General features: G+C 67.5%; 13 protein-coding genes. 4 read left to right on the top strand and 9 right to left on the bottom strand.

Going from position 1 to position 14495, the window contains the following annotated elements:
- Positions 1-121: 121 nt before the first annotated feature.
- From AB0876_RS30010 to AB0876_RS29990, 5 genes are read right to left on the bottom strand one after another with little or no spacing between them, the layout of a single operon-like run.
- Complete coding sequence (locus tag AB0876_RS30010) at positions 122-2065, bottom strand: glycosyltransferase family 39 protein (protein WP_526043722.1); 1944 nt, start codon at positions 2063-2065, stop codon at positions 122-124.
- Positions 2062-3348: a bifunctional glycosyltransferase family 2/GtrA family protein gene (locus AB0876_RS30005; RefSeq protein ID WP_526043721.1), complete on the bottom strand. Its 1287-nt coding sequence runs from the start codon at positions 3346-3348 to the stop codon at positions 2062-2064. Before AB0876_RS30005 ends, AB0876_RS30010 begins: the two co-directional genes overlap by 4 nt.
- A gap of 55 nt (positions 3349-3403) precedes the next feature.
- Complete coding sequence (locus AB0876_RS30000; RefSeq protein WP_526043757.1) at positions 3404-5239, bottom strand: ArnT family glycosyltransferase; 1836 nt, start codon at positions 5237-5239, stop codon at positions 3404-3406.
- 55 nt (positions 5240-5294) lie between these two features.
- Positions 5295-6890 (bottom strand): sensor histidine kinase, encoded by a 1596-nt coding sequence (locus AB0876_RS29995; RefSeq protein WP_526043720.1) that lies wholly within the window; start codon positions 6888-6890, stop codon positions 5295-5297.
- Positions 6868-7572 (bottom strand): response regulator transcription factor, encoded by a 705-nt coding sequence (locus tag AB0876_RS29990; protein WP_491842483.1) that lies wholly within the window; start codon positions 7570-7572, stop codon positions 6868-6870. The genes AB0876_RS29995 and AB0876_RS29990 overlap by 23 nt, the downstream gene beginning before the upstream one ends.
- A gap of 178 nt (positions 7573-7750) precedes the next feature.
- Here AB0876_RS29990 and AB0876_RS29985 point away from each other — a divergent pair, with 178 nt between their 5' ends.
- Positions 7751-8206 carry a hypothetical protein gene (locus AB0876_RS29985; protein ID WP_526043719.1) on the top strand — a complete coding sequence of 152 codons (456 nt, stop codon included), beginning with the start codon at positions 7751-7753 and terminating at the stop codon, positions 8204-8206.
- Here AB0876_RS29985 and AB0876_RS29980 read toward each other — a convergent pair.
- The 3 genes from AB0876_RS29980 to AB0876_RS29970 all read right to left on the bottom strand — a co-directional run bounded on the left by AB0876_RS29980 (position 8203) and on the right by AB0876_RS29970 (position 9105).
- Positions 8203-8442 (bottom strand): hypothetical protein, encoded by a 240-nt coding sequence (locus AB0876_RS29980; RefSeq protein ID WP_526043718.1) that lies wholly within the window; start codon positions 8440-8442, stop codon positions 8203-8205. The two genes, AB0876_RS29985 and AB0876_RS29980, sit on opposite strands and share 4 nt — an antisense overlap.
- Before the next feature lie 75 nt (positions 8443-8517).
- Entirely contained in the window at positions 8518-8787 is a 270-nt protein-coding gene (locus AB0876_RS29975) for a hypothetical protein (protein WP_526043717.1), read from the bottom strand.
- 63 nt (positions 8788-8850) lie between these two features.
- Positions 8851-9105: a hypothetical protein gene (locus AB0876_RS29970; protein ID WP_526043716.1), complete on the bottom strand. Its 255-nt coding sequence runs from the start codon at positions 9103-9105 to the stop codon at positions 8851-8853.
- Between the two features lie 162 nt (positions 9106-9267).
- On the opposite strand from AB0876_RS29970, the gene oppB reads away from it, so the two are divergent.
- Genes oppB through oppD form a run of 3 tightly spaced genes read left to right on the top strand, consistent with a single transcriptional unit; the run spans position 9268 to position 13039 of the window.
- Complete coding sequence (gene oppB, locus AB0876_RS29965; RefSeq protein ID WP_526043715.1) at positions 9268-10245, top strand: oligopeptide ABC transporter permease OppB; 978 nt, start codon at positions 9268-9270, stop codon at positions 10243-10245.
- Positions 10242-11192, top strand: coding sequence for an oligopeptide ABC transporter permease OppC (gene oppC / locus AB0876_RS29960; RefSeq protein ID WP_526043714.1), 951 nt, complete (start codon positions 10242-10244; stop codon positions 11190-11192). Before oppB ends, oppC begins: the two co-directional genes overlap by 4 nt.
- The gene (gene oppD / locus AB0876_RS29955; RefSeq protein WP_526043713.1) at positions 11189-13039 is read left to right on the top strand and encodes an oligopeptide ABC transporter ATP-binding protein OppD; all 1851 of its coding nucleotides are present in this window, start codon (positions 11189-11191) and stop codon (positions 13037-13039) included. Before oppC ends, oppD begins: the two co-directional genes overlap by 4 nt.
- 2 nt (positions 13040-13041) lie before the next feature.
- Here the strand turns inward: oppD and AB0876_RS29950 are convergent, their stop codons facing one another.
- Positions 13042-14406, bottom strand: coding sequence for a DoxX family protein (locus AB0876_RS29950; protein WP_526043712.1), 1365 nt, complete (start codon positions 14404-14406; stop codon positions 13042-13044).
- Positions 14407-14495 lie beyond the last annotated feature (89 nt).

Raw genomic sequence — 14495 nt, 5'->3', positions numbered from 1 at the left:
ATCGACGCTAACCCCGCGCCGCGGGCAGGGCCAGAGGAAGAATCAGGCTGAGCCGATTGGGGTGCGCCCAGGCGGCGGCCGTCCTGCCGGGGGGATCTGGACGGCCGCCGCGGTCTGGGTGTCAGGCGACGGGCGCAGACAGGTCGTAGACCGGGACCTCACCGACCATGTTCTTGGTGAAGTGCTCACGAACCCACGTGGTGATCTCCCCCGCGCTACCGCCGGGATCACGGGGCGGTCCGGGCGGCCCGCCTCGCCCACCCGCGGGCCGATCGAGGAAGTAGCGGACCTGACCGTCGGCGACATATTGCTGGAACTGCGCCAGCGTGGGCGAGTTGTCGCTGCCCGTGAAACCGCCGATCGCCATCAACGACTCGCCCGTCTTGAGCTCGAGATCGCTGACCTGCATCGAGCCGACACTGGCCGCGGCCCAGCGACCGTCGGCACCCGCAATGAGCTCGGCCAGCGCGGGGTCATCGGCGCGCCCGAATCCACCCGGACCACCGGGACCGCCCGGCCCGCCGAACCCCATGTCCCGGTTGGGACCCGAGGTCGCCATCGGCCCACCGCCGTGGACTTTGGCCACCGTCTCGACGGTGTAGGCCGCCGTTGCCGCGAGCCCGAAGACCATGGCCGCCAACGCCACCACCGCAGGGACCTTGCCCGCCCGGTGGGCGGTGATCGCCAGGGCGACGGCCGTCAGTACCGCGCCGATCAACACGATCCAACGCAGTGCCGGCAACCAGTCCGGCGTCCGGTCCAGCAGCACGAACGCCCACACCCCGGTGCCGGCCAGCATCAGCGCCAGCACCAGCCGGGCTGCCAATCGGGCACGGACCCGCCACAATTCGACGACCGAGATGCCGACCAGAGCCGCCACCGAAGGCGCCAGTGCGACCGTGTAATAGGGGTGGATGATCCCGTCCATGAAGCTGAACACCACAGCGGTGACGAGCAGCCAGCCGCCCCACATCAGCACGCCGGCCCGCGGTCCGGCAGTGCGCGCGGTGCGCCGGGTCAGCCACAGCATGGCAAGCAGCCCGATCAGCGCCGCAGGCAACAGCCAGGACGCCTCGGTGCCCATCGACATCCCGAACATCCGGCCGATCCCGGGGTCACCGCCGAACATCAGGTTGGGGCCGCCGCCCGGACCGTGACCGAAACCGGGTCCACCCGGGCCGGGGCCCGAGCCAGGCCCGTGCCCCTCCTGCCCCAGGATGCGTTGCAGCCCGTTGTAGCCGAAGGCCAGTTGCAGCAGGCTGTTGTCGGTCGATCCGGCAATATACGGGCGGGAGTCCGCCGGCCACAGCGCCACCAACGCGAGGTACCAGCCCGACGAGACGATCATCGTCGCCGCGCCGATCAGCAAGGTACCCAAGCGTTTCCACATACCGACCGCGGGCGCGGCGACCAGGAACATCAGGGCCAGACCGGGCACGATCAGGAAGGCCTGCAGCATCTTGGTCAGGAAAGCGAACCCGAGCGCACATCCTGCCAACGCCACCCACCCGGCGCTGGCCCGTGCCGACACCGGTCCGACGGCACGCACCATGAAGTAGGCCGCCAGCACCAACAGCAGGACCAGGAGTGCATCGGGATTGTTGTAGCGGAACATGGAGGCCGCGACCGGTGTCAGCGCCAACGCCACCCCGGCGATCAGGCCGGCGGCCGGGCCGCTGGTGCGTCGCACGGTGGCATAGAGCAGCGCCACCGCGCCCACGCCCATCAACGCCTGCGGCAGCAGCATGGTGAACTCGTTGAAGCCGAACAGCCGGCCCGACAAGCCCATTGCCCACATCGCGGCCGGCGGTTTGTCCACGGTGATGGCGTTGCCGGCGTCCAGCGATCCGAACAGCCAGGCCTTCCAGGACTGGGTCCCGGCCTGGGCCGCGGCGGCGTAGTAGCTGTTGGCCCACCCCGAGGACCCCAGCCCCCAGAGGTAGAGCACGGCCGTGCCGGCCAGCAGAGCCCAGTAGGAGGGGCGAATCCAGGGTGGCGTCACTGTCTTCGGTGATTCCGCGGTCTCCGCGGCGGCTTCTGGTGCCGTGTCGACGATGGTCGTCATAGTTCTACCCCTCGATTCGGCGCGGTGGCCTGCCGCGTCCGCGCGGGATGGAAGACCCACCCGCGCAACAGGACGAAGCGCACCACGGTGGCCAACAGGTTGGCCGCCACCAATACTGCAAGTTCGACGCCGCGGTGCGGCACGGGCGCCACGACGTGCAAGAGTCCCAATGATCCGCTGGTGATGGCCAGCGCGACCCCGAACACCGTGAGCCCCTCCAGGTGATGGCGGGTGACGTTGCCCGAACCGGCGATACCGAAGGTGAACCGGCGGTTGGCGGCGGTGTTTCCGACCGCGGTCACCAACAGGGCGATCAGGTTCGCGGCCTGCGCACCGACGCCGGCCCGCAGAGCCGTGAACAGCAGCAGGTAGGCCAGCGTGGACACCACACCGACCGCGCCGAAGCGCACCGCCTGGCGCAGCAACGACCCGGGGGCAGCCGATATCCGCGACGACCCGAGCTGCGCGGCGATCGTGTTCACCGGGATCGACCCGTTGGCGAACCCGCGCAGCAGCCGCCCGATGCCCTTGAGATCGGCGGCCGCCGTGGCGACGATGTCCACCCGGCTGTCCGGATCGTCCACCCAGTCCACCGGAACCTCGTGAATGCGCAGACCGCTGCGTTCGGCCAGCACCAGCAGCTCGGTGTCGAAGAACCAACCGGTGTCGGCGACGTGGGGCAGCAACTCGCGGGCAACGTCGGCGCGAATCGCCTTGAATCCGCATTGGGCATCCGAGAAACGGGCTGCCAGAGTCGATTTCAGGATGAAGTTGTAGCAGCGCGAGATGATCTCGCGCTTGGCGCCGCGGACCACCCGTGAGCCGCGGCCCAGACGGGTGCCGATGGCCAGGTCGGAGTGGCCGGAGATCAGAGGTGCCACCAACGGCGCAAGCGCGGCCAGGTCGGTGGACAGGTCGACATCCATGTACGCCAGCACGGGTGCGTCGGAAGCGGACCACACCGCCCGCAGTGCGCGTCCGCGCCCTTTCTCCTCCAGCCGGACCACCCGTACGTCGTCGAGTTCAGCGGCCAGTTCGGCAGCGATACGCGGGGTTTCGTCGACGCTGGCGTTGTCGGCGATGGTGATGCGCACCGGTACCGCGAAGTTCTCGGCGAGATAGCGGTGCAGCCGGCGAACCGAATGGGCGAGCGTGGCCTGCTCGTTGTACACCGGTACGACGACGTCGAGCACCGGCACCCCGGCCTCCCGCGCGGCGAGTGTGGCGTTGGGCCGCGACGCGAAATGAAAGCGCTGCTCGGGTTCTTCGACCAAGGTTGTCATGAGTTCATCGTTCTCCGCAGGCTTGTGATCCGGGTTGGGCGAAGCTATGCGCCGGCTATGTGTTCGACGCACGGTGAGTCAGGTCGTAGATGGTGACGTCGTCGACGGTGACCGGGTTGTAGTGGGCCTGGACCCATTCCGCGATCTCGGTGGCCGCCTGGCTGCCGCTGGGGGTGTGTCCGCCGAATCCGCCGGCCATGATGCGGGATCGGATGAAGTAGTGAATGTCGCCATCGTCGACGAGACGCTGGAATTCGTCGAGCGTGGGTGCCGGATCCGTGCCGTTGAAGCCACCGACCGCCATCACCGGTGCGCGGGTGGCCAATTGGTATCCGGCGGCATTCGACGAGCCCACCACGGCGGCCGCCCACCGGTAGTGGTCGGCATCTGCGGCCAGTGTTGCGGTCAGCGTTGGCCCGGGATCGGGGGCCGCGAACATTCCGCCGAATCCGCCGCCACCACGCGATGGACCGACGGACGGTACCGCCCCGGTGTGCGGGGCGGACGCGGTGGCGATCGAGTACGCGGCCGGACCGGCCAGGCAGGCCGCGACCGCCAGCACCGCCGTGACCCGCACCATCGGGCGCTCCAACCGCGTGACCATCAGCAGCAGTACCGCCGCACCCACACCCACCACTGCCACCGCCGCCCGCAGCCACGGAAACGCATCGTCGTTGCGGGCCAACAGCACTGCGGCCAGGATCGCGGTTACCAGCACGGCGCCCGACATCGCCGTGGCGGCGCGCACGTCGGTGCGGTGTTGCCACAGCAGAGTCGCCCCGATGCCGATGACCGCACCGATGGCCGGAGCGAGTGCCACGGTGTAGTACGGATGGACAATGCCGTTCATGAAGCTGAACACCACCGCGGTGACCAGAAGCCAACCACCCCAGAGCATGAGAGCGGCGCGGGTCGGGTCGGTGCGGGCGGCCCGGCGGGTCAGGTAGAGGCCGGCCACCAGGAAGATCAGCGCCGCGGGCAGCAACCAGCCGATGTCGGCGCCCATTTGCGATCCAAACAACCGCCCCGGCCCGACGTCGAAGTTCAGATTGCCGAGGCCACCTGTTTCGTCACCGGTGAGCCGGCCCAGACCGTTGTATCCCAAAGCCAATTCGAGAACGCTGTCGTGCTGCGAACCACCGATGTAGGGCCGTGACGAGGACGGCCACAACTCCACCAGCACCAGGTACCAGCCACCGCTGAGAACCATGGCGACGCCGGCGGTGGCGACATCGAGGATGCGTCGGCCCAATGGGCGGTCTCCGGCGACCAGCACCGCGACGGCAATCCCTGGCAGCACCAGGAATGCCTGCAGCATCTTGGCCAGGAACCCGAAGCCGAGGGCGACCCCCGCGCCGACGAACCACCAACGGCTGGCATCCTTTTCGATCCCGCGCTGTACGCAGTAGGCCGCCACGATGAGTAGCAGTACAAGAAGCGCGTCCGGATTGTTGAACCGGAAGATCAACGCGGCCACCGGCGTCAGCGCCAGCACGGTGCCCGCCAGCAGACCGGCCCACGGCCCGGCCGCGCGACGTACCGCCGCGTAGAGCACCGCGACCGCACCGACCCCCATCAACGCCTGCGGCACCAGCACGCTCCACGAGCTCAGCCCGAAAAGGCGCACCGAGAGGTCGCTGATCCACAGCGCCGCCGGCGTCTTGTCCACGGTGATGGCGTTGCCCGCGTCACTGGATCCGAACAGCATCGCGGTCCAGTTCTCGGCGCCGGCCTGTGCGGCAGCCGAGTAGAACGCGTTGGCCCACCCGCTGATCGACAGGTTCCACAGGTAGAGCACCGCGGTGCCGGCCAACAGCAGGCCCAGGGCGATGCGCTGAATGATCGGGGTGGAGCTGCGAGGCGTCGACTCCCCGTATGTCGCCGCCTGCACCTCGGCAGCGGGATGCGCGGCAACAAGGGTCACGTTCTCATCGTTGCCGCGGCCGCTAGGTGCCGGATTGGTCCGTCCTGTGCGTGCCCTGTGAGCTGACGACCGGCAGCCGCACCTCGAATTCGGTCGAGCCCGCGGTACTGCTCACCTCGATGGTGCCGCCGTGTGCCTTGAGTACCGCGGCCACGATCGCCAGACCCAGCCCGGTGCTGCCCTCCCGTCGTGACCGCGACGAGTCTCCCCGGGCGAACCGTTCGAAGACATCGGGCAGCAGTGTCGCGGGGATGCCGGGACCGTCGTCTGCGACGCTCAGCAGCACGGCATCCCGGTCTGGCTTCAGCGACACCGTGACCGAGGTGCCCGACGGGGTGTGAGTTCGGGCGTTCGCCAACAGGTTGGCCAGCACCTGGTGCAGCCGAGCCTCGTCGCCTTCGACCACCACGGGGTCCTCGGGTAGATCCAGCGCCCACTGATGGTCGGGGCCGGCGATGTGGGCATCGCTCACCGAGTCGACGATCAGCCGGGACAGATCCACGCTGTCGCGCTCCAGTGGCCGGCCGGCATCGAGGCGCGCCAGCAGCAGCATGTCCTCGACCAGTTGCGTCATCCGAGTGGTCTCAGACTCCACCCGGTTCATCGCATGGGCCACGTCGGAGGGCAGGTCATCACGTTTGCGCTGGGCCAGCTCGGTATAGCCCCGGATCGCCGCCAGGGGCGTCCGCAACTCATGGCTGGCGTCGGCGACGAACTGGCGCACCCGTGTCTCACTCGCGTGCCGGGCCGACAGCGCGCTGGCGATGCGGTCGAGCATCCGGTTCAGCGAGCTGCCGAGCTGGCCTACCTCCGTGTGGGCGCTGGCGGGGTCGACCGGCACGATCGGCGTCGGCAACTCCACCTCGCCGCGGTCGAGTTCGAGATCAGCCACCCGTCGCGCCGCCGCAGAGACGCGGGACAGCGGGGCGAGTTGGCGCCGGATGATCAGAGTCCCGGCCGTCGTCGCGGCGATCAACGCGATCACCGCCAGCACACAGAACATTCCGAGGACCCACAGCAGGGTGTCGTCGACGACAGCGGTCGGCAGCCCGGTCACGATGGTCTGCGGGCCGCCGTGACGCGGGTGCAGGCCGATGAGCCGGTAGCGGCCCAGCCCGTCGAGGTCCACGGTTTCGGGCTCACGGGTGGCCGGGACTTGGGACAGCTGGACGGCCGCGGCCGCACTGACCTCGACGCGGTCGCCGTCAGCGGTGATCACCCCCGCGTCGACCGGACGGTTCGGGGCCACCACTGCTCCGACCGTGCGGGCGGCCTGCCCCGGGGCATTGAGGAATCCGGGTCCCGGCCCCTCCTCAGGGTCGAACGGAACACGGTGATGACGGTGCATCCCCGGCGGTGGCGGGGTTCCCGGTGGCGGCGGCGGCAATTCGAAGATGGCGGCCGAGCGCCGGCCGGCCTCGATCAGTTGGTCGTCGAGCTGGTTCATCAAAAACCGTTGCAGCGCAAACTCTGTCGCCACGCCGATACTCGCGCACACCACCGCCAGCAGGGCCACCTGGGTGACCACCAGCCGGGCCCGCAAGGTCCAGGTCCGCGGTGACCACCAGCGGGTGGCGCTGGTCCCGGCCGTCACCTCAGCGCGCGGGCCGGAGGACATAACCCGCACCGCGCAGCGTGTGGATCATCGGTTCCCGCCCGCTGTCGATCTTCTTGCGCAGATACGAGACGTACAGCTCGACGATGTTGGACCGGCCGCCGAAGTCGTAGCTCCACACCCGGTCGAGGATCTGGGCCTTGCTCAGCACCCGCTTGGCGTTGCGCATCATGAAGCGCAGGAGTTCGAACTCGGTGGCGGTCAGGGTGATCTGATCACCGGCCCGGGTCACCTCATGGCTGTCCTCGTCGAGCACGAGATCGCCGACGACGATCTTGGCGCCGCCGTCCTCACTCGTGACTCCGGTGCGCCGCAGCAGTGCCCGCAACCGCAGCACCACTTCCTCGAGGCTGAACGGTTTGGTGACGTAGTCGTCGCCGCCGGCGGTGAGACCGGCGATCCGGTCCTCCACCGAATCCTTGGCGGTCAGCAGCAGCAGAGGCAGGCCGGGAATCTGTTCCCGCAGTTTGCGCAGGACGTCCAGACCGCTCATATCGGGCAGCATCACGTCGAGGACGACCACATCGGGCGGGCTCTCCCGGGCTGCGGCGATGGCGCTCGCGCCGTCACCTGCAGTAGCGATGTCCCAGCCCTCATAGCGCAGCGCCATCGACACGAGTTCGGCCAGTACGGGTTCGTCGTCGACTACCAGGACCTGGATCGGATTGCCATCGGCACGGCGCATGACGGCGCGCCCGGACTCGGAATCGGTGCCATTGGTCGTGCTGCTCACCCGGTCATTATTCGCCCGCTCGTTAGGCCCCGACTGAGCGCTCTCTATGCGCCAGCTGTGAAGAATCGCCACACCTGGGCCAGAGCCCGCACACAGCCGGCACACAGCCAACCCCGGCAACGTGGTCCGCATGAGCATCCGACCCACTGTTGCCGCAGTCGGCATCGCGGCGGCCATTGCGGGGCTCGGCGGCGCGGCGGTGTATGCCGCCACCGATACGCAGGGCCCCGGCCGCCATGGTCCGCCCAATGCAGAGGGCGGGCCGCCGCCCTGGATGGGCGGGCCAGGAATGGACGGGCGGTCCCACGACCGGACCGATCCCGCCACGATCCACAGCGAGGCGGTGCTGACCGATGGTGGCGGCTACCGTACGAGCCTGTTTCAAACCGGCACCATCACCGAACTGAGCGCAACGTCGGTGACGGTGCGCAGCAACGACGGATTCACCCAGAGCTATGCCCTGCCGGACGCGGTCAAACCGCTGTACGAGGTCAACGACCGGGTCCTGATCCGAGCCACCCGCACCGGTTCGGCACCGACGGACAAGCCGACCGTCACCAGCATCGGCGAGGCACCCGGCCGCTAACCGTTGCCGTACCCGTCGGGCAGGTCCACCTTCACCTTCGGCTTGGCGAAAGATGTCTCCAGTTCGGTGGGAGCCGTTGTCTTCGTTACGGTTTCACCGACATTGACAGCGGGGACGGCGCCACTGCTCGGCGCCTCGGCCACCATCGCACCAAATGCGCCCATCGCTGCCATTGCGATCGCCCCGACACCGGCCATCGCGTACTTGGTCCGCTTGTTGCGTTCGTCTCCTGTCACACAGACCTCCCTACCGGTGCCTGCAGGCGTGGTAAACCCGACTTCGCAGGCCCCGGTCGGTGAGATCAGCGGCGATCAGTGTGGCGTGGCAAACCCCGGCGGGGTGGTGGCCGAGACAGTCGGAGCGCCCTTCGAGGTCTCCGGGGCCGTCGGCGGAGTCGTCTCGGTAACCGTTTGTCCAGTGGTGATGGCAGGTGGTTCCACCCGCTGCTGGGCTCCGGCGACGCCTCCGCCCATGGCGACTCCGAGCACAGCGGTGGCTAACCCACCGATCGCGCCGACACCGGCGCTGACCAATTTCAGATTTCGCTGAATGTTTTCCTTCGCGCTACCCAATGCGCTCACCTCCGCGCGACGTATAGCCGCGGCGGGTGGCGGTGAAACCACTACCGACGCTCGGTCGCGTGATCAGTGCGTGACGGCGAACCCTGACGGCGGCGTGTAGCCCCTCATCGCAGGTACTGCCATCGAAACCTGCGGCGCAGTGGGAGGAGTCGTCTCCGTGCTGGTCTGGCCGACGTTCATGTGGGATCCGGAAGCCACGGACTCGCCGGCCCCCAGGTGAACGTCCGAGACCGCTCCGAACACGCCCAGCCCCACCACGGCCGCACCACCGGCGACCGCAGCGATCACTTTCACATTCTTCAGTCCGCTGACCTTCATGTATTTCAGTGAACGCCTGATTTCTATGCCGACGCTGTGAGCCCACTACCAGTTACCCACCGAGCGCAGGCGCGCCGAAGGCATACATCACCGCGATGACCGGGTTCCGGTGCCGGGCTGCTCTACCCTGTCTGGCATGCAGCCGTGGGCAGGGACAACCGGATGACGCGCTTTCTGGCGCGCCGGCTGCTCAACTACATCGTGTTGCTGGCCCTGGCGTCGTTCCTGACGTTCACGCTGACCTCGCTGAACTTCAAACCCCTCGACAGCCTCGAGCAGCGCAATCCGCGGCCGCCGCAATCCGCGATCGACGCCAAAGCCGCTGAACTCGGCCTCGACCAGCCCATTCCGCTCCGCTATGCGAACTGGGCCGCCGGCGCGGTCCGAGGCGATTTCGGTACCACGGTGACCGGCCAGCCGGTGGTCGACGAGTTGTGGCGGCGCATCGGGGTGACCCTGCGGTTGCTCGTCATCGGCGCGATCTCGGGTGCGGTGATCGGGGTGGTGGTCGGCGCCTGGGGGGCGATCCGCCAGTACCGGCTGTCGGACCGCGTCATCACAGTGCTGTCGCTGCTGGTGATCAGCACGCCGTCCTTCGTCATCGCCAACATGCTGATCCTCGCCGCACTCAACGTGAACTCGATTTTCGGTGTGCAGATTTTCGAGTACACGGGGGAAACGGCACCGGTGCCCGTCGGCGGCGCGTGGGACCAGTTCGTCGACCGGCTGCAGCACCTCGTGCTGCCGACGTTCACCCTGGCCCTGATGGCCATCGCCGGCTACAGCCGGTACCAGCGCAACGCCATGCTCGACGTGCTCGGCCAGGACTTCATCCGCACCGCGCGGGCCAAGGGGCTGACCCGGCGTCGCGCCCTGTTCAAGCACGGGCTGCGGACGGCACTCATTCCGATGGCCACCCTGTTCGCCTACGGGGTGGCCGGACTGGTCACCGGTTCGGTGTTCGTCGAGAAGATCTTCGGCTGGCACGGCATGGGCGAATGGGTGGTGCAGGGCATCGCCACCCAGGACACCAACATCATCGCGGCCATAACGGTGTTCACCGGCACCGTGATCCTGGTCGCCGGCCTGCTCTCCGACGTCATCTACGCGATGCTCGACCCGAGGGTGAGAGTCACATGACCCAGACCTCTGCCCCCACCGGTGATGCCGCCTCGGCCCGTTCGGGTCTTCACACCGAAGAATTCGCCACCCGGCGCACTCTGGTGTTCCGCCGCTTCCTGCGCAACTGGCCCGCAGTGGTGTCCCTGGCACTGCTCGTGATCATGTTCGTGGCCTGCTACGCGCTGCCGTCGGTGTTGCCCTACAGCTATTCGGACCTCGACTATTACGCGCTGCAGGAGCCGCCGTCGACAGACCACTGGTTCGGTACGAACGCGCTCGGGCAGGACATCTTCGCCCAAACCCTGCGCGGCATGCAGAAATCCATGCTGATCGGGGTCTGCGTGGCATTCATCTCGACCGTCATCGCCGCCACCGTCGGCTCGGTCGCCGGATACTTCGGCGGCTGGCGCGATCGCACGCTGATGTGGATCGTCGACGTACTGCTGGTGGTACCCAGCTTCATCCTGATCGCGATCGTCACGCCGCGGCTGAGCCAGTCCGATCGGGTGTTCTGGCTGATCGTGCTGCTCTCGGCGTTCAGCTGGATGATCAGCTCCCGCATCGTGCGCGGGATGACACTGAGCCTGCGGGAGCGCGAATTCGTCTTGGCTGCCCGCTATATGGGTGTCAGCAGCGCGCGCATCATCGTGCGCCACATCCTGCCCAACGTGGCATCCATCCTGATCATCGACACCGCGCTCAATGTCGGCGTGGCGATTCTGTCCGAAACCGGTTTGAGCTATCTGGGATTCGGCATCCAGGCGCCCGACGTATCACTGGGCACACTGATCGCCGACGGCACCAAGTCCGCCACCACCTTCCCCTGGGTGTTCCTGTTCCCGGCGGGAGTTTTGGTGCTGATCATCCTGTGCGCCAACCTGATCGGTGACGGCCTCCGTGACGCCCTCGACCCGGGCAGCGGCCGGTTGCGACGGCGGAGTCGGCGGAAGGGCGGCGCCCGATGAGCCGGCTGCTCGAGGTATCTGATCTGACGGTGGACTTCCCCACCGACACCGACGCGGTACACGCGGTGCGGGGCCTGAACTTCCACGTGGATTCCGGTGAGGTGGTCGCGCTCGTCGGCGAGTCTGGTGCCGGGAAATCGGCCAGTGCCATGGCGGTGATCGGGCTACTGCCCGAGTTCGCCGAGGTGTCCGGATCGGTGCGGCTGCGCGGCGAGGAACTGATCGGGTTGTCCGACACGCAGATGTCGCGGGTCCGGGGCAACACCATCGGGACGGTGTTCCAGGATCCAATGTCCGCGCTCACGCCGGTCTACACCGTCGGTGATCAGATCGCCGAAGCGCTCGAAGCCCACAACCGTGATCTGGGGCGGCGCGCGGCCCGGTCCCGGGCCGTCGAACTGCTGGAGCTTGTCGGCATCGCCCAGCCCGAACAACGCGCCCGCTCGTTCCCACACGAGTTGTCCGGCGGCGAACGCCAGCGGGTGGTCATCGCCATCGCCATCGCCAACGATCCCGATCTGCTGATCTGCGATGAGCCCACCACCGCCCTCGACGTCACGGTGCAGGCCCAGATCCTCGACGTGCTCAAGACCGCGCGCGACGTCACCGGCGCCGGGGTGCTGATCATCACCCACGACCTCGGTGTGGTCGCCGAATTCGCCGACCGGGCCCTCGTGATGTACGCCGGCCGGGCCGTCGAGGACGCTCCGGTGGCCAAGCTGTACGAGAACGCCCGGATGCCCTACACCGTCGGCCTACTCGGCTCGGTGCCACGCCTGGATGCCTCGCAGGGCACCCGTCTGGTGCCCATCCCCGGTGCACCGCCGTCGCTCACCAGGGTTCCGACCGGTTGCCCGTTCGCCCCCCGCTGCCCGCTGGCCATCGACGAATGTCTGGCCGCCGAGCCAGAACTCATCGAGCTGACGCCGGATCACCATGCCGCCTGCATCCGCACCGATCAGGTGAGTGGGCGCAGTGCCGCCGAGATCTATGAGATACCGGGCGGCCCCGATACGAACGGCACCACCCCGGAGAAGCCCGACGAGGACGCCGATGTGGTGCTGCGGGTGCGCGAGCTGACCAAGACCTACAAGCTCACCAAAGGCGTGGTGCTGCGCAGGCAGGTCGGCGAGGTCCGCGCGGTCGACAAGGTCAGCTTCGACCTGCGCAGCGGCCGCACCCTCGGCATCGTCGGCGAGTCCGGATCGGGGAAGTCCACCACCCTGCACGAGATCCTGAATCTGTCTGCACCGCAATCGGGTTCGATAGAAGTGCTCGGCTCCGACGTGGCCACCCTGGACCGGAAGACGCGCCGCGCCCTGCGTACCGACCTTCAAGTGGTGTTCCAGGATCCGGTGGCTTCACTCGACCCGCGGCTACCGGTGTCGGATGTGTTGGCAGAGCCGTTGACCGCCAATGGTTTCGACAAACCCCGGATCGACGGACGGGTGGCCGAACTGCTCGAGTTGGTCGGCCTGCGACGCGCCGACGCCGCCCGCTACCCAGCCGAGTTCTCCGGAGGGCAGAAGCAGCGCATCGGAATCGCCCGCGCCCTGGCCCTGCAGCCCAAGATCATCGCGCTCGACGAGCCGGTCTCCGCGCTGGACGTCTCCATCCAGGCCGGGATCATCAACCTGCTGCTCGACCTGCAGGACCAGTTCGGCCTGGCCTACCTGTTCGTCTCCCACGACCTGTCGGTGGTCAAACACCTGGCCCACGATGTCGCGGTGATGCACAAGGGCGCGGTCGTCGAACAGGGCTCAGGCGACGAGGTGTTCGCCAACCCACAGCACGCATACACCCGCAAATTGCTGGCCGCGGTTCCGCAACCAAAGCCGGTCGACTGAGTTCACCTGTTGTACGGAGTCTCGCGGACCCAACTGAAACCCCTCTCCACCAACGGAAACGAGTTCGGATCCACCTTGGTGCACCAGGCGTGGATGCGGTGCCCGGCGTAGTCGTCGGCGTCGATCACCAAGCGGTCGGGGCCCGGCCACCAGTAGGTCAGGCGCACCCGCACCGGCGTCTGCCTGGCGGTTCCCAACTCGATGTAGTGATTCAGGTCGATGAAGTGCCGGCTCGCATCGATCGTGCCACCGTATTCCTCGAACGAGTCGTCCATGTGCTGGATGGTCAGCCGCATCGGATCGGCAATGTTGACCGAACGGTCGAAAACCACTCGACGCCACTGCAATTCGTCGGTCAGCAGCGGATCACGCCGGTAGCCCTCGGCCGAGAAGCCGTCGACGCGGTAGATGCCGTAGAGCTCGGGAACCGGCCTGGCCCACTGTTGCCAGTTCTGCGCTGCGGTGACACCGAACAGCATCGCACCGACCAATAGCTGGGCCACCAACGCGATTCGGTTGGCCCGCCCCGAGGTAAACAGCTGCGGTATGCTTGCTGCGGGAACCGCGCGATCCGAGAACAGCACCGCCGCCAGCCGCGCGGCGTGGGGCGCCAGCAGGAACAGGCTCATCAGCAGCAGCATCGACGACACGGTCTTGAGCCGGATGTCGTAGGTCATGTTGAGCAGGAAGACCTGCGTCATGTCGATCGCTGTCAGCAACGCGCCCGCCGGCACCGCCCTCGGGATCAGCAGCAGCACACCGGCCAGCAGTTCGGCCGACCCGAGGGCGATCTGGTAAGGCTGCGAGATGCTCACCTGGGACCACAACACGCCCTGCGGGCTGAAGTTGCCGAAGGGTTCGACCAGACGGTTCAGCACGAACGGCATCTGGGTGGGAATGGCCTTGGCCATCCCGAAATAGAACATCGCCGTGGCCAGCACGAATCGCAGGTACAAGGTGAGCCAGGCGGCCAACCGCGCGTAGTTGCCGCGACGACGGTCAAGTACCGACCAGACGACAATCGCAACCGTGGAGACCACCAGCATCAAGAACAGTGCGGTCCACTGGAATGCACTGTCGCTGCCCACCTGCATGCTCTCGATCCGCAGTCCGAGAACTCCGGATGCGGTCCAATCGATCAACGGGCGCACCGCCTCAAGCAGGCCTGCCACCGATGACCACGGAAGTGGGATCCCGGCGCCCGCCAACAACACCGGAGTAAGCCCCACAAAACAAGCCAGCCCGAAAAGGCCGAAGTAGCAGAACCCGAAGCGGAAACCGATTCGCGTCGCCGGCGACCAGCGAACATCGGTGCCAGTCGTGTCCGTCACGGCCGCGCCTCCCCCGTCGAAAAACCCGGGTCCCACGGTATCGGCTGCCGTCCCAACGCAACCGTCGAACCGGCGCTGTCCGAGTCCTCACCCCATAGCGGCCCGCGTACCTCTAGCATCGGCGG

It is taken from the genome of Mycobacterium sp. NPDC049093, assembly GCF_040704635.1.
Classification (GTDB): Bacteria; Actinomycetota; Actinomycetes; order Mycobacteriales; family Mycobacteriaceae; genus Mycobacterium.
This window is presented reverse-complemented; position numbering and strand designations above follow the sequence as displayed.

Excerpts from the sequence above, each read along its gene's own strand:
- AB0876_RS30010 (WP_526043722.1), bottom strand. The coding sequence starts at position 2,065 with ATGACGACCATCGTCGACACGGCACCAGAAGCCGCCGCGGAGACCGCG.
- AB0876_RS30005 (WP_526043721.1), bottom strand. The coding sequence starts at position 3,348 with ATGACAACCTTGGTCGAAGAACCCGAGCAGCGCTTTCATTTCGCGTCG.
- AB0876_RS29995 (WP_526043720.1), bottom strand. The coding sequence starts at position 6,890 with ATGTCCTCCGGCCCGCGCGCTGAGGTGACGGCCGGGACCAGCGCCACC.
- AB0876_RS29990 (WP_491842483.1), bottom strand. The coding sequence starts at position 7,572 with ATGCGCCGTGCCGATGGCAATCCGATCCAGGTCCTGGTAGTCGACGAC.
- AB0876_RS29985 (WP_526043719.1), top strand. The coding sequence starts at position 7,751 with ATGAGCATCCGACCCACTGTTGCCGCAGTCGGCATCGCGGCGGCCATT.
- AB0876_RS29970 (WP_526043716.1), bottom strand. The coding sequence starts at position 9,105 with ATGAAGGTCAGCGGACTGAAGAATGTGAAAGTGATCGCTGCGGTCGCC.
- oppB (WP_526043715.1), top strand. The coding sequence starts at position 9,268 with ATGACGCGCTTTCTGGCGCGCCGGCTGCTCAACTACATCGTGTTGCTG.
- oppC (WP_526043714.1), top strand. The coding sequence starts at position 10,242 with ATGACCCAGACCTCTGCCCCCACCGGTGATGCCGCCTCGGCCCGTTCG.
- oppD (WP_526043713.1), top strand. The coding sequence starts at position 11,189 with ATGAGCCGGCTGCTCGAGGTATCTGATCTGACGGTGGACTTCCCCACC.